Origin of the sequence: Breznakibacter xylanolyticus (assembly GCF_003254275.1) — a bacterium.
Taxonomy (GTDB): Bacteria; Bacteroidota; Bacteroidia; order Bacteroidales; family Marinilabiliaceae; genus Breznakibacter; species Breznakibacter xylanolyticus.
On the sequence record NZ_QKZK01000001.1, the window covers coordinates 141,971 to 167,306 of the forward strand.

20 protein-coding genes and 2 tRNA genes are annotated in these 25,336 nt (G+C 46.0%); 10 read left to right on the forward strand and 12 right to left on the reverse strand.

Annotated elements, in window-relative coordinates:
- The first annotated feature begins 95 nt into the window (after positions 1-95).
- From LX69_RS00480 to LX69_RS00490, 3 genes are all read left to right on the forward strand, one after another.
- On the forward strand, positions 96-302 hold the full coding sequence (locus tag LX69_RS00480) for a hypothetical protein (protein ID WP_111443842.1): 207 nt from the start codon (positions 96-98) through the stop codon (positions 300-302).
- A 110-nt stretch (positions 303-412) separates the two neighbouring features.
- A complete protein-coding gene (locus LX69_RS00485) occupies positions 413-2,263 on the forward strand; it encodes an AMP-dependent synthetase/ligase (RefSeq protein WP_111443975.1) in 1,851 nt (616 codons plus the stop codon).
- A gap of 34 nt (positions 2,264-2,297) precedes the next feature.
- Positions 2,298-2,816 (forward strand): hypothetical protein, encoded by a 519-nt coding sequence (locus LX69_RS00490; RefSeq protein WP_111443843.1) that lies wholly within the window; start codon positions 2,298-2,300, stop codon positions 2,814-2,816.
- A 52-nt stretch (positions 2,817-2,868) separates the two neighbouring features.
- On the opposite strand, the gene LX69_RS00495 is transcribed toward LX69_RS00490, so the two are convergent.
- The 4 genes from LX69_RS00495 to porU all read right to left on the reverse strand — a co-directional run bounded on the left by LX69_RS00495 (position 2,869) and on the right by porU (position 8,908).
- Complete coding sequence (locus LX69_RS00495) at positions 2,869-3,183, reverse strand: thioredoxin family protein (RefSeq protein ID WP_111443844.1); 315 nt, start codon at positions 3,181-3,183, stop codon at positions 2,869-2,871.
- Positions 3,180-3,665, reverse strand: coding sequence for a 2-C-methyl-D-erythritol 2,4-cyclodiphosphate synthase (gene ispF / locus LX69_RS00500; protein ID WP_111443845.1), 486 nt, complete (start codon positions 3,663-3,665; stop codon positions 3,180-3,182). The genes LX69_RS00495 and ispF overlap by 4 nt, the downstream gene beginning before the upstream one ends.
- A gap of 260 nt (positions 3,666-3,925) precedes the next feature.
- The gene (porV, locus tag LX69_RS00505; RefSeq protein WP_111443846.1) at positions 3,926-5,071 is read right to left on the reverse strand and encodes a type IX secretion system outer membrane channel protein PorV; all 1,146 of its coding nucleotides are present in this window, start codon (positions 5,069-5,071) and stop codon (positions 3,926-3,928) included.
- A 60-nt stretch (positions 5,072-5,131) separates the two neighbouring features.
- Complete coding sequence (gene porU, locus LX69_RS00510; RefSeq protein ID WP_111443847.1) at positions 5,132-8,908, reverse strand: type IX secretion system sortase PorU; 3,777 nt, start codon at positions 8,906-8,908, stop codon at positions 5,132-5,134.
- Between the two features lie 581 nt (positions 8,909-9,489).
- On the opposite strand from porU, the gene gldJ reads away from it, so the two are divergent.
- Both gldJ and LX69_RS00520 read left to right on the forward strand, forming a co-directional pair.
- Positions 9,490-10,983, forward strand: a complete 1,494-nt coding sequence (gene gldJ / locus LX69_RS00515) for a gliding motility lipoprotein GldJ (RefSeq protein ID WP_111443848.1) — start codon at positions 9,490-9,492, stop codon at positions 10,981-10,983.
- Between the two features lie 127 nt (positions 10,984-11,110).
- Positions 11,111-12,370 carry a UDP-N-acetylmuramoyl-tripeptide--D-alanyl-D-alanine ligase gene (locus tag LX69_RS00520; RefSeq protein ID WP_245934899.1) on the forward strand — a complete coding sequence of 420 codons (1,260 nt, stop codon included), beginning with the start codon at positions 11,111-11,113 and terminating at the stop codon, positions 12,368-12,370.
- Here LX69_RS00520 and LX69_RS00525 read toward each other — a convergent pair.
- The 4 genes from LX69_RS00525 to mtaB are packed head-to-tail and all read right to left on the reverse strand — an operon-like array spanning position 12,364 to position 16,426.
- Positions 12,364-13,398 carry a glycosyltransferase family 2 protein gene (locus tag LX69_RS00525; RefSeq protein WP_111443850.1) on the reverse strand — a complete coding sequence of 345 codons (1,035 nt, stop codon included), beginning with the start codon at positions 13,396-13,398 and terminating at the stop codon, positions 12,364-12,366. The genes LX69_RS00520 and LX69_RS00525 overlap by 7 nt on opposite strands.
- The gene (locus LX69_RS00530) at positions 13,395-14,306 is read right to left on the reverse strand and encodes a lysophospholipid acyltransferase family protein (protein WP_245934900.1); all 912 of its coding nucleotides are present in this window, start codon (positions 14,304-14,306) and stop codon (positions 13,395-13,397) included. The genes LX69_RS00525 and LX69_RS00530 overlap by 4 nt, the downstream gene beginning before the upstream one ends.
- Positions 14,303-15,103 (reverse strand): inositol monophosphatase family protein, encoded by an 801-nt coding sequence (locus tag LX69_RS00535; RefSeq protein ID WP_111443851.1) that lies wholly within the window; start codon positions 15,101-15,103, stop codon positions 14,303-14,305. Before LX69_RS00535 ends, LX69_RS00530 begins: the two co-directional genes overlap by 4 nt.
- Positions 15,104-15,109: 6 nt before the next feature.
- Positions 15,110-16,426 (reverse strand): tRNA (N(6)-L-threonylcarbamoyladenosine(37)-C(2))-methylthiotransferase MtaB, encoded by a 1,317-nt coding sequence (gene mtaB, locus LX69_RS00540; RefSeq protein ID WP_111443852.1) that lies wholly within the window; start codon positions 16,424-16,426, stop codon positions 15,110-15,112.
- Positions 16,427-16,619: 193 nt separating this feature from the next.
- Between mtaB and LX69_RS00545 the strand changes: the two genes are divergently transcribed.
- Positions 16,620-17,420, forward strand: coding sequence for a Cof-type HAD-IIB family hydrolase (locus tag LX69_RS00545; RefSeq protein WP_111443853.1), 801 nt, complete (start codon positions 16,620-16,622; stop codon positions 17,418-17,420).
- 57 nt (positions 17,421-17,477) lie between these two features.
- Here the strand turns inward: LX69_RS00545 and LX69_RS00550 are convergent.
- The 3 genes from LX69_RS00550 to LX69_RS00560 form a co-directional block, all read right to left on the reverse strand.
- A tRNA-Val gene (locus LX69_RS00550) sits at positions 17,478-17,552 on the reverse strand.
- 23 nt (positions 17,553-17,575) lie between these two features.
- A tRNA-Val gene (locus tag LX69_RS00555) sits at positions 17,576-17,650 on the reverse strand.
- A gap of 100 nt (positions 17,651-17,750) precedes the next feature.
- Positions 17,751-19,052: a bifunctional folylpolyglutamate synthase/dihydrofolate synthase gene (locus tag LX69_RS00560; protein WP_245934901.1), complete on the reverse strand. Its 1,302-nt coding sequence runs from the start codon at positions 19,050-19,052 to the stop codon at positions 17,751-17,753.
- 64 nt (positions 19,053-19,116) lie between these two features.
- Between LX69_RS00560 and LX69_RS00565 the strand changes: the two genes are divergently transcribed.
- From LX69_RS00565 to LX69_RS00575, 3 genes are all read left to right on the forward strand, one after another.
- Positions 19,117-20,442 (forward strand): PhoH family protein, encoded by a 1,326-nt coding sequence (locus LX69_RS00565; RefSeq protein ID WP_111443978.1) that lies wholly within the window; start codon positions 19,117-19,119, stop codon positions 20,440-20,442.
- A gap of 172 nt (positions 20,443-20,614) precedes the next feature.
- Positions 20,615-21,256 carry a redox-sensing transcriptional repressor Rex gene (locus tag LX69_RS00570; protein ID WP_111443854.1) on the forward strand — a complete coding sequence of 214 codons (642 nt, stop codon included), beginning with the start codon at positions 20,615-20,617 and terminating at the stop codon, positions 21,254-21,256.
- Positions 21,257-21,271: 15 nt separating this feature from the next.
- Positions 21,272-22,285 (forward strand): FAD:protein FMN transferase, encoded by a 1,014-nt coding sequence (locus tag LX69_RS00575; RefSeq protein ID WP_111443855.1) that lies wholly within the window; start codon positions 21,272-21,274, stop codon positions 22,283-22,285.
- 150 nt (positions 22,286-22,435) lie between these two features.
- Here the strand turns inward: LX69_RS00575 and LX69_RS00580 are convergent, their stop codons facing one another.
- Positions 22,436-22,684 carry a hypothetical protein gene (locus LX69_RS00580; RefSeq protein ID WP_185741692.1) on the reverse strand — a complete coding sequence of 83 codons (249 nt, stop codon included), beginning with the start codon at positions 22,682-22,684 and terminating at the stop codon, positions 22,436-22,438.
- A gap of 193 nt (positions 22,685-22,877) precedes the next feature.
- On the opposite strand from LX69_RS00580, the gene LX69_RS00585 reads away from it, so the two are divergent.
- Complete coding sequence (locus LX69_RS00585) at positions 22,878-25,304, forward strand: alpha-ketoacid dehydrogenase subunit alpha/beta (RefSeq protein WP_111443856.1); 2,427 nt, start codon at positions 22,878-22,880, stop codon at positions 25,302-25,304.
- Positions 25,305-25,336 lie beyond the last annotated feature (32 nt).

The following is a 25,336-nucleotide window of genomic DNA, read 5'->3' on the forward strand; positions in this document are numbered from 1 at the left end:
GTGTCGTTTCAATCATTATTTATCATTTGTGAATTTAATGCATTTATTTGCGTAGCAAAGAGGCTTGACATCATTTTGTGTTGGAACATGAGCTGATGGGACTCAAAAAAGCGTCGCCCCGGGGCGAAACCTTGCGCCAGGCATCCGGCAGCCTTTCGCCCCGGGGCGAAACCTTGTCCTACGCATTGGGGGGACTTTCGCCCCAGGGCGAAACCTTGCGCCACGTGTTGGGGAGACTTTCGCCCCGGGGCGAAAGTCTGAACGATGCTTCGGTCTCAATTTCGCCCCGGGGCGACGGTTGAAAATCTGCCATTCAGCCATAATCCCTCTTGGGGGAATGAGGGATTAAATGATGGAGGGATGAAATAATGTAAAAAATCGTATTAATTTGCCAATCGAAAAGAATAAGGTCATGGAATTATTACGCACGTTTGATTTGTTGGATCACCTCAAGCAGCAGTACGATAAGGCTGATGTATTGTTTGCCAAGAGGGATGGGAAGTGGTTGGGTTTTAGCGTGGATGAATATGTGTATCATGCCCGTAATTTCGCAAAGGGCTTGCTGGCCATGGGATTTCAAAAGGGCGACAAGATTGCCACTGTGAGCAACAACCGTCCCGAATGGAATTTTGTGGACATGGGCATGGCCATGATTGGCGTGGTGCATGTGCCCGTTTATCCGTCGATTGGCGCTGAAGAGTCGCGTTTTATTCTCGAGCACAGCGATGCCCGTATGTTAATTGTCTCCGACAACCTGTTGCTGGCCAAGTTACAGCCCATTGTGGCGCAATTGCCGGCCATCGAGTGGGTTTACGCGTTTCATGTGAACGATCGTGTGCCGCATTGGCTCGACATTGTGGCTTTGGGCGAATCGCGCAAGGTGGCCTTACGGCCGGTGCTCGAACAGTGTCGTCAACAGATCTTGCCCGACGACGTGGCTTCCATTATTTATACCTCCGGAACTACCGGATTTCCTAAGGGGGTGATGCTGACGCATCGCAATTTTATGAGCAATGTGGCCGGGACGTATCATTTGTTCGATCTTGGTCCCGATGACCGCATTTTGAGTTTTTTACCTCTGTGTCATGTGTTCGAGCGGTTGGCCAACTATCTGTTTCAGTCGCACGGATGCAGCATCTATTATGCCGAGAATATGGGAACCATCGTGCAGGATTTGTCGGCCACGCGTGCCACGGTGTTTACTACCGTGCCCCGGGTCATTGAGCGCATCTACGATCGCATAGTGGCGAAGGGGGACGATTTGTCGGGCGTCAAAAAGCTGATGTTTTTTTGGGCTTTGCGTTTGGGAGAGGCTTATCATCCCGAGCAAAAAAATGGATTGTGGTATGCCCTGAAGTTAAAGTTGGCACGTCGGCTGGTGTTTTCTCAATGGCAACGGAGCTTTGGCGGGAGCATGAAGTTCATCATCTCCGGTGGTGCCGCCTTGCAACCCCGATTGAGCCGTTTGTTTTTCGCAGCCGGCATTCCCCTGATGGAAGGGTATGGGTTAACGGAGACCTCGCCGGTGATTGCCGTCAATTCATTGGTTAAAAGCAGGTCGGTGATGATTGGCACCGTAGGTCCTTGTCTCAATAACGTAGAGGTTCGCATCGACGAAGATGGGGAGATTCTCACCAAAGGGCCTTGCGTGATGAAGGGGTATTACAAGGACATCGATCACACCAAGGCTGCCATCGACCCCGACGGGTGGTTTCACACCGGCGACATGGGGCAGCTGGTGGGCGATCGTTTTCTGAAAATTACCGATCGTAAGAAAGAGATTTTTAAGCTCTCGAGTGGTAAATATGTGGCACCACAGGTGATTGAGAACCTCATGAAGGAATCTATTTTCATTGAACAGGCCATGGTGGTGGGCGATAACGAGAAGTTTGCCAGTGCGCTCATCTGCCCAAATTTTGACCATCTGCATGTGTGGGCGAGTGAGCACAAAATTCATTATCGCGACAACGGGGAGCTCATTGCTCATCCATCGGTGGTGAAGCAGTATCAAAAGGAGGTGGCACGCGTGAATCGCATCACCGGCAAGCACGAGGAGATCAATCGTTTCAGGCTGGTGGCCGAGTCGTGGTCGGCCGCTACGGGTGAGTTGTCGCCCACCTTGAAGTTGAAACGGCGTGTGCTTTATAAAAAATATGCCCCCGTGTTGCGCGACATATACGGTTATGCCCCCGATGAAGAGAATCGCGGAGCCATCAAATTTAACGGTGCCGTGCGGGATTTTGATTTGCCTTCGGAAGTGTGATGACGTACATTTAGTCTGTCTTAATTCAAATGATATGCGGAAGTTTTTAATCGGAATTTTGCTGAGTTTTGGGGTTTGCAACCTCTTTGGGCAAACAGAAACTGCGTCGTTGCCTGAGTTTTCAAAAGCCATTGGTTTTGATGGTGGCGCTTCAAACGGTTGGGGTATTTCGTATCGTTACTGGCCGGGTAAATGGGGCGTTCAGTTCAACGCATTGCCATATGTTTCACCCAAGACTTATCATGTGAGCCTTGGCGTGACTGTGCTCAATACCATTTTTGAATCGAATGACATTCGGTTCTATCTCTATTACGGGAATCATCTTTTGATGAATAAGTTTGAGAGCTACAATTACAATCCTTTTGGTCAGGAAGAGGATGTCTATTATGAGAAAGAAACCCGATGGATTACCGGTATTGGTCCCGGCTTTGAATACTTCTTTGCCGACCGGTTGGGGTTTAATGTTCGATTTGGATTGGGGTATTATTATCACACCAGTTCCGATTGGTTGATCAATCTCGATGGCGGTATGGGGCTTTTCTTCCGGTTCTGAACGGTGTTGATGATGCTTTTAATAGCCCGGACGCGTGTCGTTCCGGGTTTTTTTATTGTTCGAACAGCAGCGGGTAGATGCGGTCGATTCGTTCCCCCAGTTCTGCAATGGCAAAGTTGCGCGATAATCTGAAAGTTTCTTTGCCCAACACATAGCCAATGACCGTGGGCACCGTAAATACCGATTGTTGCGCCGCCCATGCCGGATGTTCATGGGTATTGACGTAACAAAAAATCGCGTTTGGGTAATGTGTTTTCAACAATTCTTCCACTTTTGGTTTCATCACCCGGCACACCGAGCAGTCGTTGTGTGAGAAATAAGCCACCAGTAAAGTGGTTTGGCTGATGAGGGTTTCTAATTCTGTCATCCGATGTTTTTTACAATCAATACGCTTGCGTAGGCAGCCACGCCGTCTTCGGTTCCCACAAACCCCAGTTTTTCGGTGGTGGTGGCTTTAATGGCAATGTCGTCAATGTCAATGCCCATTACGCTGGCCAACACCTGCTGCATCTGTGGAATCAGATCTTTGATTTTTGGGCGTTGCAGGCAGATGGTGCTGTCGATGTTGCCAATGGTGTAACCTTTTTGCGCAATGATGTCGACGGTCTTTTTAAGCAGAATCTTGCTGTCGATGCCTTTGAGGCTTGGGTCGTTGTCGGGAAAATGGAAACCAATGTCGCGCAGGTTGGCTGCCCCCAGCAGGGCATCGCAAATGGCATGAATGAGGGTATCTCCGTCCGAATGCCCAATGCTTCCTTTGATGTGTGGCACTTCAATGCCCCCGAGCCATAGTTTGTATCCTTCGCCCAAGCGGTGTACGTCGTAGCCGAATCCGGTTCTGATTTTCATGTGTTGATAATTTTAGCCCCCTAATCCCCCGAAGGGGACTTTGGTATGTTTCGTATTTATTTTGCTGTTGTAAAACGAAATGATGGTACTGATGCACTCTTGTACTTTTGCACTTTTTCAACAATCCTGCTCCGTTGCGTTGCTTCAAAACATCGTTGATGTTGCACCCTGTATTTTCCTCCAATAGATATTGGCATAAAAAAACACAACAGCCGATTGTAGGAATCGGTTCTGTTGTGTTGCTGTTTTTGTATGTTTTTTTAAATGTCGAAGGCCAGACTGAAGCGGATGGTGTTGGCCAGCGGGTTGTTTTGGTTCACGGGGATGATGTATGAAGCATCAATGTTGAAAATATTGAACTTCAACCCGGTTCCGATGGTCATGAATTTGCGGTTTCCCTTGTTTTCGTGTTCGTGAAAATAACCGGCGCGAATGGCAAATTGCTTGTTGTACAAGTATTCGGCACCCAGCGATACGTTCACTTCGTTCATCTCCTCTTCCATTCCGCCGGGGGCGTCGCCAAATGATGAAAACATGGCCGAAATCACCGACACATCTTTGTTCTCTTCGGCATACGATTGTTGTCCATTCACATTCAGACTGGGGGTGGGTACCAATAGTTTGTTGAAATCAACGGCAAATGTGACGGCGTTGTAGCTGTCCAGTTCATAACTGTAAGCGGCTCCCAGTTTCATGTTGGTGGGGATGAATTCTTTGTTGGTACCGCCATCGTATGAGATCTTAGCCCCGATGTTCGAGATGTTCAAACCGGCTGAGAGGGTTTGCCCGCTTTTTTTCCCTCCGATGGGTGTTTTATAAAAGAAAGCCACATCGGCAGCAAACGAGTTGCCTGCTTCCATGCTTTCAACCATCCCTCCGCTAAGGTCTGAGCGGATATAACGGAAGGCCACTGCTCCCGAAAATTTATCGGAAAGCAGTCGGGTGTATGATGCATCAATGGCAAATTCGTTGGGCTTAATCTCGTAACCGGTATCTGAAGCACTTTGCTTGTAGGTGATGCTTCCTACCGAAAAATAACGAAGAGATGCGGCTACCGATTGCATCTTGTCGATGCGGTAAAAACCTGATACGTAGTAAAGGTTGATGTCGTCCACCAGTTTTCGCAGCCAGGGGGTGTACGATACCGAAACGCCTATGTTGTCATCCAGGAAGGCATATTTGGCCGGGTTCCAGGCTTGCGAAGCATAGTCGGGCGAAGTGGCAACGCCCACATCACCCATCCCTCCGGCGCGACTGTCGGGCGAGATGGTCAAAAAAGGCACTGCTGTGCTGATCACGTTCATTTGTCCGGCCAGTTCGTTTTGGTCTACTTGTGACATGGCTGGAAGGCTAAATGCGGCCAATGCGGTCGCGAGGGTTAATTTTTTTAGAGTGGTGCTTATCATGGTTTTTGTATTTCTTGGTTTTTGTCTGATATAGTTGAACGCAAAAATGGTAAAATATTATCACCGAATCATAATTTTTTGTCCGGTTGATGTTTTTTTCCCGCTGTCGGAGACCAAATCCAGATATAGGATGTAAAGCCCTGCCGGTAATGCTTCGCCGTTGCCGTTTTGTGGTGTGTAAGTTACCGGGGCTGTGGTTCCCAAACTCGATGCCACCAAGCTCGAATAGCTGCCCATTAATTGACCGCTCAGGTTGTAGATGCGAACGGTGGTTTGAATGTATTCATTGCCCAAGTTGTGTTCGATGTTCATTGACATGGGTGTGCCCGAGTGCAGCGGGTTGGGGTAGAGGTTGACCGCCCGAATGTCGAATGGCTGTGTTTCGCTTACTTCAAAAGCGATGGTGGCTTCAGATGAATTGTTGCCCGTATCCCATGCCTTGAGGGTGAGGGTGTATTGTCCCGTTGTGAGTGTTGGCAGGGTGTATTGTATGTTTCCTGCTTTGTAGCTGTCCAGTTGCGTGCTGTAGTGGCTGTTTAGGATGTAGCGTTCATTGGTTGGACCGGTGAGGGTGGCCACCAGGTCATGCCCTATGCCGCTTCCGGTGGTGTTGATGCCGTTTTCATCAAAGAGTGAGGCCAGCAAAATTGGGGTCTTGCCCACTTTATTCCCACTGACAAAGTGGGTGTCGTTGAGCCATAATTGAATGTCGGGCCCTTGTTCGTCGCCGATGTTGTCGCCAAAACCTCCAATTGAGATGTCAGTTGACCCTCCAAAGGCTGTGAGGGCATTGTCTGCAGCATAAAACAGAATTTTACCGTTCCCTGTTTTGTATTGGATGTCTTGGGGAACCACAAATGTCGAGGATAGCAGTCCGTCGGCGACCGAGACTTTCCCTTTAAAAATCAGGTTTTCGTGGTTGGTATAGGTGAATGTTTTGTTGTCGACATTCCCGCGCGTGGTGATGGTGATGGGTTTGTCGTAAACGGTCACTGTGGCTTCGCCCTGAAATTGGGAGTCGATGGTTTGCTGGTGGTTGACTTGTGCATCAATTTTTGCCGTTGACTGTGCGCCCAGGGATGGCGTTGTTTCATTCACGGAAATGTTGTTGATGGCAGTCATTTCAACGGATTCCTCCGGATAGATGAGTTTTAACGCCGGATCGCCCAGGAGTGTAAAGTTGAGTCGGTTGACCGTGGAGCTGGTTTTTCGCTTGGTTTTCATCATGATGTCACCTAAGGCCAACCGATTTCCGTTGTCATCTTTCTCAAATACAAAATCGTAAAAGTTGTTGTTGATTTCGTAGTTCAGGTTACTGTAAACAATTCGTGTGGTGGTCAGCAAGGCAATGCCACCGCCCGAGGGGTTGAGGAATACCCACTCGCCGGCCGATGTTTCGTCTTTCATATCGTAGCGGCTGAATTCGCATGTGGCTGTCACGAACAATGGTAATCGGCTATTGTTACGCCATGCCTGAATGCCGGCCGAGGTCACCACATATTCGTGTGACAAGCCTTTGGGGCCACCATGCCCGGTGTAGTTGAAAATGAGTGTCCCGTTATCGAGCATCTGGTTGATGGCTTTGGTGACTTGCGGATATTTGTCGCCCGAGGCCAGTTTTTCTTTAGTGTAAGCATCGTAGTATATTTTCTTGATGTCAAATCCCTGATGGGTGTTGTTGACCTTTGTTGCCAGTTGGTCGGCCTGTTGCATGTGGGTGTTCGAGTCTCCGTCATCGCCTACAAAGGTGATTCGGGTTCGCCACTCTGTGTTAGATTGTCCGGTCAGGTAGTTTTCAATTTTGTTGACGGCATTCACCGCTTGTGCAATGGTGCTGACCGGCAACCGCCCAATGCCAATGTCTAATGAGTTGTACTGTGGGTTGCTGCCTTCGTTGTCGTCGAGGTGCCCAAAATAGTCATCTGAAACGTAGGACTCTGATTTGTGGATGGAGTTGTCCGATTGAAAGGTGAGGATTCGGTTATAAGGGCTTGTGGTGCGGTTGTCGAAGCTACCGTCGCCAAATAACAATAAGTATTTTGGCATCTTAGATGCATCGTTGTCGGCTCTGTCGTAAAACATTTTTGCCAGTGAGCGAATGGCCGTGATGTCGGGTTGTCCCGATGAAAACTCGTTGTAAACCATGTCGGTGGTCACCACCAGGGTTGACAGCTCGTTGTGAATCTGATGAAGATTCGCTAACCGATTGGCTTGTTCCAAAAAATCGGGATGGGTGACAATGAGGTAATCAACGGCTGCTTCGCCATGTATGTTTTGGTTGTTGACTTCGCCTTTGTATGTTGGCGTTAATAAGTCGGATGCCGGGTTGAAGGCGACGAATTCGCTGATGCTCGTGGTTGGCGCAATGAACGCGGCATTGTTGCCCGATGATTGAACGGTCATGTTCATCGGTTCGGTCACGTTGGTTACATCCCACACCTGCAGGTTTGATGGAGCATTCTCAATGATGAATTTGGTCACTGCGTCTTCATCAATGGATTCCCGATCGCGGAACAATAGCTGTGATGCATCGAATTTTAATTTCCTGCGACCTTGAATGATAATGGCATCCAGCCAGCAAATCGATCCGGTGGACGGGGCGTTGTAGTTTGCCGTGATATTAAAAGAGGTTGTTGGAACGTAGAACTGTGCAAATCCGGATGCTTCTCTTGCATAATATCCTTCCGAGTCGCCCAGTTTGACAGCGTTGAAGTTGAGGTTGCTAATGACCTGATCATTTACCGACAAAGTGAGCGATGAGGTCGAGGCAGAACGTCCGGCAGCCGTTGTGAAAATTTTCAGTGGTTGGTCGGTTTGCAGGTCGGGAATGTTGAATGGAATGGTGTAGGACGTTTTTGATGCGTATTCCATCTTTTCACCAAACCATTTGATGCCTGATGAGATGATATTTTCCAGATCATTTTCATGATACACCCGTTCATCGAACGAGGTGGATTCTCGTGTTGGCGTTAGATTGGTATGATTGCTTGTCGATATGCTTTTCCCTAACCCTGTTTCCGAAAGGAAATAATAGGCCTCCCGGGTGTAATCGTGCAGTTGGTGCATGTACATTGCCATGCTGCCCTGATAATTCCATGTTGCCGGACCTTGAGCAAAAAAGTAAATTGCATCGCCGTTGTGCCAAATTGCATTTTCGGTAAGATCATCAGCGCGTACGGTGTTATTTTGGCGGGGAAGCATCGTTCCTCCGTTGCCAAAAACTTTTACTTGTGACGGATTGGTAAAGCCCCAGTTGCTGAGCTGTGCATAACTGATTTTATGGATTCCGGTTTCTGTGACAGCTATTTTAATCCATCTCCCGGATGCCAAAACAGAATTAGATGTATACGTGTTTATTGCTGCTTTAAGGGCTGCCTGTTCACCGTGTCTGACGTGAGTTGTGGTTTTAAATTGCACCATTTTTTGAAACACGCCTTCTTTCACCTCTCTGTAAGGAAGGATGGTTACTAAAACAAACGAATTTTTTCGTTCTGTATTGATGGTGTAGCTAACGATCGGGCTTTCTTTGTCAAGCCGTTGTCTTAATATGGCGTTTTCCTCAGGTGTGGCATAAATCCATGTCGTGTCAGTCATGCTTATGTCGATGCTGTCGGAGGGTAAAAGTTTTCCAATGGCATCAATTTCATAGTGAATGACCGGCAGAAGGTTGATGTGCCCGGTTTGCTCTTTAAATGCAAGGGTTTTAATGATTTGATTCCCTTCGCGCATCTCTTGGGTGGGTAACCACTGGATGTTGGCAGAATAGTGGTTTTGGCTTTTCATTGCCTGCGCCTGCAATATTGTGCCAATGATGATAATGAAGACTATATGTCGCATATTGCTCAGGTGTCAATTTAATGTATTTGAACGAGTGGGGTGTCGTTGATTTATTTCGTTCTTTAGCGTGTTTATTTGTGATTTTAATGCATTGATATTCATGAATAAAAGCCATCATCTTCTCTGTGTGTGTAATTACAAAAGGCTGTTTCCTGTTTTCACAAAGGTAAGCCAATTGACGATGAAGATATCACACCATTAACGCTGATACGATTGATAAATTTTAACTTGTCAGAAAACTTTTCTCTTTTGAAGTCTTTGCAGATTGAACGCCATCACTTCATAAAGAGTTACAAAAACAAACGGTCGTTTTGTCAACCGTATTTTTTGATTATGTTTGTGGAGAAAAAAAGATGAACATTCGCACAAGAATTTATTATCTTTAAGCGTTCATAATTGCGAATGATGAATTGGATAGTTTCGCTTTTTAAAGATGGTTTTTTTGAATGATTTTTTTCAGAAAAGAATCCTCATCGAAAGGAAAACTATAACCTTTTCTTATTTTTGTAGTATAAAAGCAAGATTTGGGTTGAGAAAAACCTGCCTTAATTAATCGAAAAGTAAATACAGAAGATAAAGCTATGAAGTTTGTTCCCAGTATTTTCATTGCACTGATGGCAATCGGATTAATGACCTCCTGTTCAAAAGGAGGTAAAACTGTTTCATCGACAACCGGATGGAACTACAATGACCCGGCAAATGGTGGGTTTGAGTATAACTACGGCTATGAGCAACAGACCGGTCCCGGTTTGGTGTTTATCGAAGGTGGTACGTTCATCATGGGACGTGTGGAGCAGGATGTAATGTTTGACTGGGATAATAAGCCCCGTCGCATAACAGTTCCTTCATTCTACATGGATGAATCTGAGGTTCGTAACGTCGATTATTTAGAATATCTATTCTGGATTAATCGTGTATTTATCGAGTCTCGTGAAGTTTACAAAAAGGCATTGCCCGACACCTTGGTGTGGCGTCGTCCTTTGGCTTACAATGATCCTTATGTTGAGAATTACCTTCGTCACCCGGCTTACAGTGAATATCCCGTGGTAGGCGTTAGTTGGTTGCAAGCCAATGATTATGCTGCCTGGCGTACCGATCGTGTCAATGAAATGATTTTGATTGATATGGGTATCATTGATGGTGAATCGTTGAAGTCTCAATTGGGCGAAAACAACTTTAATACCGAAGCTTATTTGTATGGACAATATCCCGTTGCAGACGGTAAACGTCCTTTGACAAAACTGGATGATAGTAAAACCCCTCGTCGAGTTACTTGGGAAGATGGAATCATGTTGCCTAAGTATCGTCTCCCAACTGAAGCTGAATGGGAGTATGCTGCCACTGCTTTGATTGGGAATACGATGGACGAACGCATGAGTGATCGCCGGATTTTCCCTTGGAATGGTCACATCGTTCGAAATTCAGATAAGAAGGAACAAGGAAAAATGATGGCCAACTTTGTTCGTGGAAATGGTGACATGATGGGTACTGCCGGTAAGTTGAATGACCAAGGTGATATTACTGTTCCTGTGAAGTCGTACTACCCTAACGATTATGGTCTGTATTGCATGGCCGGAAACGTGAACGAATGGGTTGCCGATGTTTATCGTCCATTGTCTTTTGATGATGTTGAAGAATTTAATCCTTATCGTGGTAATGTATTCCAAACAAAAGTACTTGACGAAGAAGGCATTCCTGTTGAGAAAGATGAGTTGGGAAAAGTACGTTATCGTACCGAGGCTGAAAAGGATATTTTGAATCGTAAAAACTATCGTACTGCTGATAACATCAATATTTTGGATGGTGACCGCTCTTCAAATATTGTTTTGGGCGATGCCTGGTTGGATAATGAAGCGAATACGACAAACATGTATGGTGGTTCTTCCAACTCAAATATGAACAGCATGATAACTGACCGTACCCGAGTATATAAGGGGGGATCTTGGAGAGATCGTGCTTATTGGTTGTCTCCCGGTACGCGACGATATCTTGATGAGCGTGAGAGTCGCGATGACTTAGGTTTCCGTTGTGCGATGATTCGCGTTGGTAAGCCTGTTCAGGGTGAAGCTAAGTGATTTAGATAAAGACTAATAAAATAAGGAAAAGAGGTTGATTGGGTTCAGCCTCTTTTTTTTGGTATAATGATATAATCTAAGAGTCATGATTAAACGGTTATATGATTTTTTTCAAAAAAGTCAAGTTGTGACCACCGATAGTCGTCAATGTCCATCGGGAAGTCTTTTTTTTGCCTTAAGAGGCGAGAATTTTGATGGGAATCGATATGCTGCTTCAGCCTTGGAAAAGGGGTGCAGTCTGGCTGTGGTGGATGATGTTGAATTGTCGGGAAAGCCAGGAATGTTTTATGTAGAGGATGTATTGGTTGCGTTGCAGCAATTGGCCAATCATCATCGACGGGTTTTGGGGTTGCCAATTATAGGAATCACAGGATCAAATGGCAAGACAACGACAAAAGAATTGGTGGCTTCGGTGTTGTCGATGAAGTATAAGGTGTATTACACGCAGGGCAATTTGAATAATCATATTGGAGTTCCCTTGACGTTGTTGTCAATGAACAAGCATACTCAGATAGGTGTTGTGGAAATGGGCGCCAATCATCCCGGTGAAATTGCCGAATTGTGCCGCATTGCTGAACCTGATTTTGGGGTGATTACCAATGTTGGAAAAGCACACATCGAAGGTTTCGGTTCTTTTGAAGGAGTGAGACAAACAAAGGGTGAGTTGTATGACTTTATTCGCGCAACAAATGGAACACTGTTCGTTAATGCGGATGATGATATGTTGATGAAAATGAGTGACCATTTAACACGGGTGACTTATGGTGTAAATGACAATGCGGCTGAGGTGCAAGGGCGAAATATGGATGTGAATCCCTTTTTGTTATTTCAATTTAGGAGTGGGGTTAATGCAAATTGGCATGATGTTCAGTCGAAAATGGTGGGTAAATACAACATCTCCAATTTTTTGGTAGCCGCGGCTATAGGGCAGTTTTTTCAAGTCGACGACATCGAAGTTGCTTGGGCGTTGTCATCTTACGTACCTGAAAATAATCGGTCACAATTGATTAATGGTGTTCACAACCGAGTGTTGATGGATGCTTATAATGCCAACCCATCGAGCATGCAGGTTGCACTTGAAAATTTTAAGGATATTCGTCATCCATTTAAAGTCGCCATTATTGGAGCAATGAAGGAGCTTGGGCATATTTCAGACGAGGAACACAAAAAGGTCGTTCGATATTTATTGGGCGGAGCGTTTCATTTGGTGTGCCTGGTGGGAGAGGAGTTTGAGACTGTTGAGATTGAATCGAACATGGCTCATCGTTTTGCAAAGGTTGATGATTTGGTTGCGTGGTTGAAAGATCATCCGCTCAAAGATGCGTTTGTGTTGGTAAAAGGATCTCGTGGTAACAAACTTGAGCAAGCATTGCCTTATCTTCAGTAATTCAGGAGGTCAGAGTATTTGCGTTTTTTTCTGATATAGTAATCATATATGAAGCTGCCGGGATAAACTTCCGGCAGCTTTTTTTGGGGAATGTGATTTTTGTTGCATTGCCGTTCCTTGAAGTATCGCGGCGCATGTTGGTAAAATGAAAGGTGAGCTTTGAATACGGCCATGAAAAATCCAAATTCTCCGCTCACCAGAAATTTGATGGCCGCGATTCCATCCAATAACATCCGAGTGATGAGGGTGCGAGCAAATGCTTCTTTGGGAAGATTTTTCACCAGTAGATAGAGATTGTTGCGGAAATTCAGGAACGTTTTTCGAGGGTGAGATTGGTCGAGGGTGGCACCGCCCACATGATAGACCACGCTTTGGGGTTCACATAGGATTTGATAGCCTCTGTTTTTCATTCGCCAGCAAAGGTCAATTTCTTCCATGTGAGCAAAAAAATGTTCGTCAAGGCCTCCTAATTCAGTGTATAAACTGGCTTTTACCAGCAAGGCTGCACCGCTGGCCCAAAATATTTCACGGGAATCGTTGTCGTATTGACCATGATCGTTTTCAATGTCGTTCATCATTCTGCCACGGCAAAACGGATAGCCATATTTGTCGATAAAACCACCGCACGCTCCTGCGTATTCGAATGTATGTGGGGTGGCATGGCTGCGAATTTTGGGCATGATGGCACCGATGTGACCATTGTTTTTGCTAATGAGTGTGATGAGCGGTTTGAGCCAATCTTTGGCCGGAGACACGTCCGAATTGAGTAAAAGGAAATAATCGGTATTCAGTATTGCCAGCGCCTTGTTATATCCCCCTGCAAAGCCATAGTTTTTGTCCAGTTCTATGCGTTGAATGGTTGGATGATGTGTTTTTAGCCAATCAATACTATTGTCCGTTGAGGCATTGTCGGCCACCACAACAGTCACACCTGCATTTTGTGAATGTTCGATGACCGATGGTAAGAATTGTTGCAAAAGCTTGCATCCGTTCCAGTTGAGTATAACAACGGCAATGGTTGGGGTCATGACTGTACTGCTAATGATGATGGGTCAATGGCTGTGCGGTAGGGTGAATATTTCCAGCGTTTGTGGGACCAGAGCCAGAGTTCGGGGCGTTGGCGGATGATTTGTTCAAGGATTCGTACGTGCGATTCAGTAATCTCGTGGGGTTGTGTTTGTTTGGGGGACTCGCATACCGGCAGAATGGTCACGTTGTAGTGTCCGCGTTGGGTTTTGTCCATTTTAAAATATACCACCGCATCATTGAGTGCTGTGGCCATTTTTTCGGGTCCCACGTGCACTGCCGTGTTTTGGTTGAGGAAAACAGTACGGTATTGTATTTTGACTTTTGCCGGCGATTGGTCTGCAATAAGCCCTAAGACATAACGATGGTTCGCTTTTTTCATTTTCAGGACTTCACGTAGTGTGCTGTCCATGGTGAAGTTGAAGTTCTTAAAGCGCGAGCGAAGGCGTAGCATGAAACGATCCATGTAGGGGTTTTTGAGGGGGTGATACACCTCGCAACCCTGTGCTTGTAAATGGAGATTGAAGGAGGTGAGCCACTCCCAGTTGCCATAATGTGCCACCACGGCAATGACGTCACGTCCCTGGGTGTAATATTGCTCCAGAATTTCAAGATTCTCGAGCGTAACTCTTCTTTTAATTTCACTGTGTGAGATGGATACCACCTTGATGGTTTCGAAAATCAAGTCACAAAAGTGGCGATAGAATCGGTTGCGTATGATCGTACGTTCTTTTTCCGTTTTTTCGGGGAAAGCATAACGTAGATTCTCGAGGATAACCTTGTTGCGGTATTTGACAATTCGCATCAATACATACAATGCATCCGAGAAACGATACAATAGCCATAGTGGTAGCCACGAAACCAGATAAACCCACGGGATGGTGATGTAATAAAGAATGGCTCGCATCATTTTTCTTCCATAAACAATTTGATGTCCCTAAGGAATTCATCGAAAATCAAGGGGTTGGCCGAAATTATTTCTTTGCCAAAGATGTAGTTGTTTCCACCTGTGAAGTCTGCATTTTTCCCCCCGGCTTGCTGGACGATAAATGCTCCGGCAGCCACATCCCATGGGTTGAGGTTGTACTCATAAAAACCTTCAAATCGGCCACATGCCACATAGGCCAGGTCGGTGGCTGCCGATCCCAGACGGCGCAGACCATGACTTTTGCGCATGAAATGGTCGAGTGTTTTCATGAAATCACCCATGCGGTGGTATTGTGTGTAGGGAAAACCGGTGGCAATGAGGCTGTCAGCGACCGTTGGACGCGACGAGACCGAAATTTCTTTGCCGTTGAGATAGGCCTTGCTGCCTTTCCACGCGAAGAACATTTCGTCGAGTCCCATTTCGTACACGATACCAATCACCACTTCCTGGGCATCCATCAATGCTACGCTGATGGCAAAGGGTGAGAGGCCGTGAATGAAGTTGGTCGTTCCGTCGATGGGGTCGATCACCCAGTTGAAACGTTCGCCTTTTTCAGTTGAAGTAGCTTCTTCGGCAATGAACCCCGATTCGGGTAACAAGGTTTTTAGTCCTTTGACCAGTCGTTCTTCGGAGCCTTTGTCGATGTGTGTTACAAAGTCGTTTTTGCCTTTGGTTTCTATCGTTAAGGGATGGTTGGCACGTTCTTCCCGAATGAAATTCCCGGTTTGTCGTATCAAAGAGATGGCCTCGTTGCAGAGGGATTCAAAATTTGGTTCCATGATTTTTTATTTTAAACGAGCTTTGAGAGCCGAACGGTCTGTGTTGAATTCGAGTAAATCAACATTTTGCAGCGTGTTGACGAGATTGGAGTTGTAAGGTAATTCCACTTTGATGTAATTATCGGTATAACCGTACATGTAGCCATCATCGTTTTGTCCCTCTGGCAATACTACGGAAGACGTGTTTATGAAGCGTCGATAAAAAGCGTCCGTTTTTTTGTCCGATAACAGATGCAAGACTTGGCTTCTGTGCTTTCGTTCCTCGGGTGAAACCGGCGTCTCAATGTTCAGTGCCTTGGTGTTGGGGCGTTCGGAGTACGTGAACACATGAAGTTGTGATACATCCAATTGCGACAGGAAGGCATGCGTGTCGGCAAAGTCCTGTTCTGATTCGCCCCGTACCCCCACGATGACGTCTACTCCGATAAAGGCATCCGGCAAAAGTTGCCGAATGGTGTCGATGCGCTGTTGGAACAAGGCGGTGTTGTATTTTCTTTGCATCAGGCGCAGAACGTTGTCTGACCCACTTTGTAGAGGGATGTGAAAGTGTGGCATGAATTTTTTTGATTCAGCCATAAAGGCAATGATTTCGGGTGTCAGCAAGTTGGGTTCGATAGAGGAGACACGGTAACGCCAAATGGATTCTATTTTATCGAGTTCCCGAATAAGATCCAGAAACGTTTCGTTGGTGCTACGGCCAAAATCACCGATGTTCACACCGGTGAGGATGATTTCTCGTGCGCCTTCGGCGGCTGCTTGCTGTGCCATCTTTATGGTGTTGGCCACTGATGCATTTCTGCTTCTGCCGCGTGCCATTGGGATGGTGCAATAGCTGCAAAAATAGTCACAGCCATCTTGTACTTTCAGGAAACAGCGGGTGCGGTCGCCCATCGAGTAGGAGGGGTGAAAAGTCTTTTCATTTTTAATTTTGCCCGTGTGAATCTCCGGGGAACCGTTTTTATCTAAGTGTCCCAGGTAGGCGGTGATGTCAAATTTTTCGTTTGAGCCGAGAATTAAATCGACGCCGGGTATTTTGGCGATATTTTCGGGGCGAAGCTGGGCGAAGCATCCTGTGACCACGACAAAGGCATCGGGGTTTTGACGGATGGCTTTGTGGATGGCCGCTCGACATTTTTTTTCAGCGATCTCAGTGACCGTGCAGGTGTTGATGACATACACATCGGCTCTCTCGTTGAAATCTACCCGGGTGAAGCCATCGTCCATCATTGTTCTTGCAATGGTTGAAGTTTCACTAAAGTTAAGTTTGCATCCCAGGGTGTGAAAGGCGGCTTTTTTTTCGTGGAAGACACTTCTGTCAATCATGCTCGGTGTGGCTTTGTGTGTAAAAAATGCGGTGCAAATATAACAAAAAAGAGGGGGGCGAATGTTTAGCGTTTTTGAAAAAAGGTGTTGCGTGGCTGTTGTTATTGCTTTTTAACAGTCTGTGGTTTTGCAGGGTGGGGGATTGCAACTAATTTTGCATCAATAAATTTCAAACGATTAATATTGATTGGTGATGGCATATAAAATGCTGGTGCTTGATGTGGATGACACATTGTTGACCGATGATTATTTGATTTCAGAGCGAAATAGAGCCTTGTTAAAGAAAGCTCAAGATGCGGGTGTGTATGTGGTGTTGGCTTCGGGGCGTCCCACGCGTGCAATGATGGCGTTTGCCGAAGAGCTTGAGTTGGCTCGTTATGGGTCATATATGATTTCGTATAATGGCGCTGTAATTACTGAATTATCAACAGGGAAAGCCATTTTTGAGCAGTCGTTGACTTGCGAGCAGATTCATGATTTGCATGATTTTAGTGTTGAAAATCGGTTGCATATCATCACCTATAAGAATGATCAAATTGTGAGTGAGACAAAATCACCCTATATTGATGTAGAGTTGAATCTAACAGGAATGCCGCACCATCATGTCGATTGTTTTAAAACGGAGATTACCGGTTCGGCCGTTAAGTGTATTCTACTCGAAGAGCCTGTTTATCTCAAGTCGGTTGAGTCAAGGTTAAAGGCTGCGCGGCCTCAGTTGAGTGTGTCGCTTTCAAAGCCTTTTTTTCTGGAAGTAACACCCAAGGGGATTGACAAGGCGGCAAGCCTTGACCGATTAGCTAAGTTGCTGGGCGTTTGTGCCGAGGAAATCATCGCAGTTGGTAACGCGCATAACGATTTGTCGATGATAGAGTATGCCGGTTTAGGGGTGTGGGTCGATAATGTGTCGCCCGATATTCGCGACAGAGCCGATGTGATTGTTGCCTCCAATAATCACGATGGTGTGGCAGAAGTGGTAGAGCGGTTCATTTTGTGACCGCTTTTTTTTGATTTTAAGGCATAAAAAAAGCCTCACTAAAGTGAAGCTATCAAGTGGGCGCTGAGGGATTCGAACCCCCGACCCTCTGCTTGTAAGGCAGATGCTCTGAACCAGCTGAGCTAAGCGCCCGATTTGGGAATTTTTTATTGGAGTGGGCGCTGAGGGATTCGAACCCCCGACCCTCTGCTTGTAAGGCAGATGCTCTGAACCAGCTGAGCTAAGCGCCCCAATAAATTCAATCGTTTTGCTTTGTTGTGGAAGGCGTTCCTTTCAAAAGCGATGCAAAGATATGGCTCTTTTTTGAATTTGCAAATTTATAATGAAGAATTATACGGCTTCTGCGACCACAAAAGTGCTTCCTCCGATGAAAATCAAATCGTTAACCGAAGCATTTTTTTTTGCTGCGGCAATGGCTTTGGTCACCGATGGGTAGGTGTTCCCGTTTAAACCTGCTTTTTGTGCCAGTAAAGCCAGCTCTTTTTCGTCCAAGCTACGGGCAATGGCGGCCTTGGTGAAGTAATACTCTGCATCGGTGGGTAGCAGATTGATGACGCTCGAAATATCTTTGTCGTTAACCATGCCAATGACCATGTGGAGTTTTTTGTAAGGGGTTGCTTTGAGTTGTGCTGTCACCTGTCGGATGCCGTCCTCGTTGTGGCCTGTGTCGCAAATTACTAATGGGTTGGTGCCCAATATTTGCCAACGACCCATGAAGCTGGTGTTGTTCAATATGTTGTTGAATCCCTTGTAGATGTGATCTTTTGTGATTGGGTATCCCATTTGAACGAGTTCGTCGATGGCAGTCAGCACCGTAGCGGTGTTTTTGTGCTGATAAAACCCCATGAGAGGTGTCACGAGATCCTTGAATCCGGAGCCTTGTAAACCATCGACTTGCATGATTTGCCTGAAGTCAGCAGACCGGGTGGCTAAAGCAACGTCGTAACGGGCTTGAGCAAAAATCAAAGGTGCATTCATTTTCCGACTTTTATTTCGGAATACATTTTCTGTTTCAGGCAATACCTCGCCAATCACCACGGGGATGCCGGGCTTGATGATGCCGGCTTTTTCTCCTGCAATCTGCTCCAGGGTGTTGCCCAGAAGCGCCATGTGGTCTTTGCCAATGTTGGTGATGATGCACAAATCGGGGGTGATGATGTTGGTGGAATCGAGTCGCCCACCCAATCCGACTTCAATCACGGCCACATCGACTTGTTGTTTTGCAAAGTGGTCGAAGGCCATACCCATGGTCAGTTCGAAAAACGAAGGCGAATGGCTTTCGATAAAATCGAGATGGTTGTTCACAAAATCAATAACCGAAGCTTGGTCAATCATCTGATTGTTCACGCGAATCCGTTCCCTGAAATCACGTAGATGGGGTGAAGTGTAAAGGCCGGTTTTGAAGCCTGCTTCCATGAGTACCGAAGCGAGCAGGTTTGATACTGAGCCTTTGCCATTGGTGCCCGCCACATGGATGGTTTTGTATTGTTTGTGCGGATGTCCCAGTCGTTGATCCAAGGCAAGGGTGTTGACCAGGTCGGCTTTGTAGGCTGTGGCGCCAATGCGTTGAAACATCGGTAGTTGTTGGTATAGGAACGACAACACTGTGTCGTAGTTCGTCATTTTTTCCATTATGGGGCAAATTTACCCTCAAAAATGGGTATATTTAGAGTATAAATCCAAAAAAACCATACCCATGAATAAGCAAAAAATCTTTGTTCTCGATACCAACGTGTTATTGCACGATCACTTATGTATATACAATTTTCAGGATAATGACGTTGTCATTCCCATTGTGGTTCTCGAGGAGTTGGATCAGTTTAAAAAAGGAAACGATTTAATAAATTTTCAGGCACGTCAGTTTGCGCGAGAGCTTGATAAACTGGCAGCCGACAGTATGTTTAAGGATGGTTTGCCATTGGGCGACGGGCATGGTAAGTTGTTTGTTGCTACCGGTAAGCCTTATCCCGAAGAGATGATGGAGTCATTTACCGAGAAAACGCCCGATCATCGTATTTTAGCCATTGCCCTATTTATCGGCAAAAAGTTTTCTAAGCGACAAACAGTGCTCATCACTAAGGATGTGAATCTGCGTATGAAGGCTAAGTCACTTGGGTTGCAGGCCGAGGATTACGAGACCGATAAGGTGAAAGATATTGGGATCTTGGAGCATGGCGTGACTGTTTACGACAATTTTGATGAGTCTCTCATTCGTGCATTGTACGAGAAAAACGCTGTGCCGCGTCATGATTTTCCGTTGTCTGATGGTGAATTGTTTGCAAATCAGTATTTTGTTCTTAAGAGTGGAAGTCAGAGTGTGCTTGCTCATGTAGATTCTGTGAACCAGGTGGTGGCACGTGTCGAAAAGCACCACGCCTTTGGAATTGAACCTCGCAATGCCGAACAGACATTTGCGCTTCATGCTTTGTTGAACCCCGACATTAAACTTGTGTCGCTTACCGGCAAGGCGGGAACCGGGAAAACTCTGTTGGCATTGGCCGCAGCCCTGAGTCTGAATAAACAATACAATGAAATATTGCTGGCGAGGCCCATCGTTCCGCTCTCTAATCGCGACATTGGGTTTTTGCCGGGTGATGTGAAAGACAAAATTGGCCCTTACATGTTGCCATTGTTCGATAATTTAAGTGTGATAAAAGGCAAGTTTGGTCCCCAATCTAAGGAGAATTTGATTATCGATGAGATGCAACGCACCGAGCGTTTGGTAATCAGTCCGTTGGCCTATATTCGTGGGCGAAGTCTCTCCGATGTTTTCTTTATTGTTGACGAAGCTCAAAACCTGACTCCCCACGAGGTCAAAACCATTATCACCCGTGCAGGGGAAGGAACCAAGATGGTTTTCACGGGCGATGTTCATCAAATTGACACCCCTTATTTGGATATGCAATCCAATGGCTTGGCATATTTGACCGACCGTATGAAGGGGCAGGATATTTTTGCGCATGTGAACCTGGTGAAAGGAGAACGAAGCTATTTGGCTGAGTTGGCTTCTGATTTGTTGTAATGGTTTTGACGGCTCAATATGATTCATTCCATCCACAGCGGGATACTTAGCATGGGATGTCGCTGTGGATGTGTTTTAAATGTTGCACGACAGGCGTCAATAATACATTTCACATTTTGAAAAGGATGGTTAATTTTGTCTTCATTAAAAATGAACAGACAAATCTTCGTTTATGACAAACGATAAGAAGAAAGATAAACTCGTTCCTGAACCGGCATTGCGTCGGATGCCTTGTTATTTGGCTTATCTCAAGTTGGCTAAAAATCAGGGAGTAAAGCATATATCTTCGACACATATTGCTCGTGACATGGGAGTTGATCCCACGCAAGTCACCAAAGATTTGTCGTATACCAGCATCGTGGGACGCACACGGGTGGGCTACGAAGTGGCGCCACTTATTGATGTGTTAGAAGATTTTCTGGGTTTTACGGTGATGGACGAAGCCTTTCTGTTTGGTGCCGGAAGTTTGGGGACAGCTTTGTTGCACGACCATGGGTTGCGTCAATTTGGGTTGAAAATTGTGGCTGCTTTTGATGTTGATCCAAAGATGGTCGGGCAGGAAGTGGGCGGTGTGAAGATTTATCATATCGATGATTTTCCCCGTATCAAAACCGATCAGGTTTTGGTGGGTATTCTTACTGTGCCGGTGGAACACGCCCAGGAAACAGCTGAGTTGATGGTGAAGGGGGGCATTCGTGCAATATGGAATTTTACACCTGTTCGCATCCGTCTCGATGATGATATTGTGGTGCAAAACACGTCGTTGTATGCACATTTGGCTGTGATGTTTAATCGTTTACACGGCAAAAAATAATTAAACAACAATTTGATGAAGTCTGTTTTTGGGGTGTTGGTTGTATTGGTGTTGTTGGCCGGTTGTCGGCAACCTGCACCTTATGTTGTGAATGAAGGAATGGTGTTTGGAACCACTTATCGGATTGTCTATCAATCTGAAGTCGATTATCATGCCGACATCACTGCTGCTATTGAGGAGGTCAATCAAAGTTGGTCGCCTTTTGAAAAGCAATCGATTATCACACGGGTGAATCGGAACGATTCTGATGTGGTTGTGAATGATCATTTTATCAATGTATTTGACAAATCTGTTGAGATTTCAAAGGCGACCCATGGTGCATTTGATATCACAGTGGCGCCTTTGGTGAACGCATGGGGTTTTGGATTTAAGAAAAAAGATAGCATTACGACTGAACTCATTGATAGTCTTCGGTTGTTTGTCGGGATGGAAAAAGTACAGCGTGTCGACCATCGTGTTATGAAACAAGATGGTCGCATCATGCTCGATGCCAGTGCTATTGCTAAAGGTTACGGTGTGGATGTGGCTGCTTTATGCCTCGAAAAGCATGGCGTTGCCAATTATTTGGTGGAGATAGGTGGAGAAGTGCGAACCAAAGGTGTCAATACACAGGGTCAATCGTGGCGTGTGGGAATCGATAAACCCATTGATGATCCCACGGTTCAGGATCGTCAACTACAGGCCATTGTGGCGCTTGATGGTGTGTCTTTGGCCACATCGGGCAATTATCGTAATTTTTATGTCGATGGTGGGCGTAAGTTTGCGCATACTATACATCCCCAAACCGGTTATCCCGTTCAGTCCGATATATTGAGCGCTTCGGTGATTGCCCCCGACTGCATGACTGCCGATGCTTACGCGACAGCTTTCATGGTGTTAGGTTCCGATAGGGCAATGGCCATCGTAAATGCGAATCCTTCCCTCGAAGCTTTTTTTATCTGTACTGACAGTCAGGGAGAGATGAGAGAAATCTACTCGCCAGGTTTTGAAAAAATAATTGTCGAAATTGTTGACGATCGCGTTCGTTGATGATGGGATAAATGATAAAAGGAAGTTGTTGACGACCTGTTATTAACTGTGCGCTTCAAAAACTAAGCGTGATATTTTTTCGGTATTTTCTTGCTGATTACGAGTGCATTATTTTTTAGAGTAGCAAATTATCGCTTTGTAGAAAAAGTTTTAGCAGCCACCCTGATTTTGAGACGAATCGCTTTTTTTGTCTAATAGAGGGCGAAAACGGGTCACTTCTTTTTGAGCCATTTTATCCTGGGTGGTAGCGCAATAAATGCCTCGTTTTGACATCTCTTTGTTGCTGCCAATGTGTAAGTTGGGGAATTTGCCATTTTTTCGGATCAGGATTCTGATGGCCAAAAAAACAAATACCAATCCCATTAACAATAAGGTGGGGATAAATAGTTTCCAGAACATGGTTGTGCTTTTAATGGTGCAAAATTAGTGTTATTCATTAAACAAACCGAGATTGAAACTGTTTGATTGTTGAAGAAAAAAACAATCACTCGGTTCTTATGTCTTTTCAGATGCGGGATACAGAATTCGCGGTGTCTGAAAAAGCTTTTTTCATCTATTTTTGTAGACAACGACCCGAAAAGATTGATATAAAATGAATTTAGATAATGTAGAGGGGCTTAATTTTGAGCAGTTTAGGAGTGAAGTTCTGATTGATTATAAAACAGCTTGTGTGAGCCGTCAAATGAGTGTGATGGCGCGCAAAGAGGTGCTTAATGGCCGCGCCAAGTTTGGCATTTTTGGTGATGGTAAAGAAGTACCTCAGTTGGCCATGGCCAAGCATTTTTTGCCGGGTGATTGGCGTTCGGGGTACTATCGCGACCAAACATTTATGCTTGCCACGGGAATGTTGACTCCCAAGATCTTTTTCGCCCAATTGTATGGTGAGACAGATGCCGAACGTAACCCCGATAACGGCGGCCGATCTTTTAATAATCATTTTGGAAGTCGTTTGATTGATGATAACGATCATATGCGCAATCATTTATCGCAGCGCAATAGCTCATCCGATATTTCGCCCACGGCCGGCCAAATGCCTCGTTTGTTGGGTTTGGCTCTGGCATCTAAAATCTATCGTCATCATCCTCAATTATCTGGTGACGGCTTTAGTGATAGGGGCAATGAAGTTGCCTGGGGCACCATTGGTGATGCCAGTACTTCCGAAGGTCATTTTTGGGAAACGATGAATGCGGCCGGTGTTTTACAAATCCCCATGGCTGTGTCGGTGTGGGACGATGGTTACGGCATCTCTGTACCTACACACCGGCAAACCGTTCATGCAAATATTTCCAAGGCGTTAAAGGGTTTTGAGAAAAATGGCAGGGATACTTCTGGAATCGTGATTCTCACGGCCAAGGGTTGGGACTATCCTGCTTTATGCCAGATGTATGAACAGGGCATTCGTCGTTGTCGTCGTGAGCATGTGCCCGTGTTGTTTCATGTTGATGAATTGACGCAGCCATTGGGGCATTCATCATCGGGATCGCACGAGCGTTATAAGACGACTGAGCGAATGGCTTGGGAGAAAGAACGCGATTGCATTGCCCGCATGCGCTCATGGATGCTCGATAGCGGGTTGGCCGATGAAGCGTTGTTAGAGTCTATTGAAGATGAGGCCATGCACGAGGTTCGTCGCGCCATGAAAGAGGCCTATGCCGAGTACATATCGCCCATCGAAAATGAACGCACGCAATTGCTCGAAATTATTCGTTGTAGCAGTTGTAGCTGTGAGGGGCACAAGCAACATTTGATTGACAATGAGATTAATAAACTTAAAACAGTATTGACGCTCAATCGCAAAGAAATTTTGGCAACTGCCCGCCGGATTTTACGTCACATTTGTGCCGATTGTGATCGACCGGGTGGTTTGAAAAGCGATCTTAAGTTATGGGTCAAAGAGTATCGCCAGCGTGGTCATCAGATGTTTAGTGCCTGGCTTTACAGTGAATCTGATTCATCGGCACTCAAAGTTACTCCGGTTGCACCTGTATTTGACGAGGATGCCCCCCTGGTTCCGGGGCGGGAAATCATTCGCGATAATTTTGATGTGCTATTGGCTCGCGATTCACGTGTGTTGGTTTTTGGAGAAGATGTGGGACAGCTGGGTGGCGTCAATCAAACCCTCGAAGGGTTGCAGCAAAAGCATGGCGAGATACGTGTGTTCGATACCGGCATTCGAGAGACATCCATTGTGGGAAAGGGCATCGGATTGGCGCTTCGTGGTTTGCGGCCGATTGCTGAGATTCAGTATTTTGATTATCTGTTATATGCCCTTCAAACGATGAGTGACGATTTGGCGACTTTGCGTTATCGCACCAAAAATGGGCAGCAAGCACCGCTTATCATCAGTACACGTGGGCACCGACTCGAGGGGATTTGGCATTCGGGTTCACCCATGAGCATGGTCATTAACTCAGTGAGAGGGATGTATGTATGCGTTCCGCGCGACATGACTCGAGCAGCCGGGTTTTATAATACCTTGCTTAAGGGCAATGATCCGGGATTGGTCATTGAGCCCCTGAATGGGTATCGTCTTCGTGAGCGGCGGCCTGTCAATATGGGTGATTTTTGCATTCCGTTGGGGTATCCCGAAGTGATATGTGAGGGAAATGATGTCACAGTTGTGACTTATGGCGCGTGTGTGCGCATCGCTCACGAGGCTGTGCAGGCATTGGCGCAGGTAGGGGTGTCTGTCGAGCTGATTGATGTTCAGACGTTGCTTCCTTTCGATATAGATAAGCGGATTGTCGAGTCAGTTCGTAAAACCGGCCGAGTGGTATTTTTTGATGAAGATGTGCCCGGAGGAGCCACGGCATATATGATGCAGCAAGTGGTTGAAGAGCAAGGCGGATTTTATCACCTCGATGCCAAACCCGTCACCGTTACCGCACGGCAACATCGCCCGGCTTACGGTACTGATGGAGATTATTTCAGCAATCCGAGCGCCGAAGATGTGTATGAAGCTGTCTATGCCTTAATGGCAGAGTCGGATCCCAAGCGTTTTCCACCCATTTACGATTGAAAAAGCCGAACGGAGTGTTAAAAAAATGATAA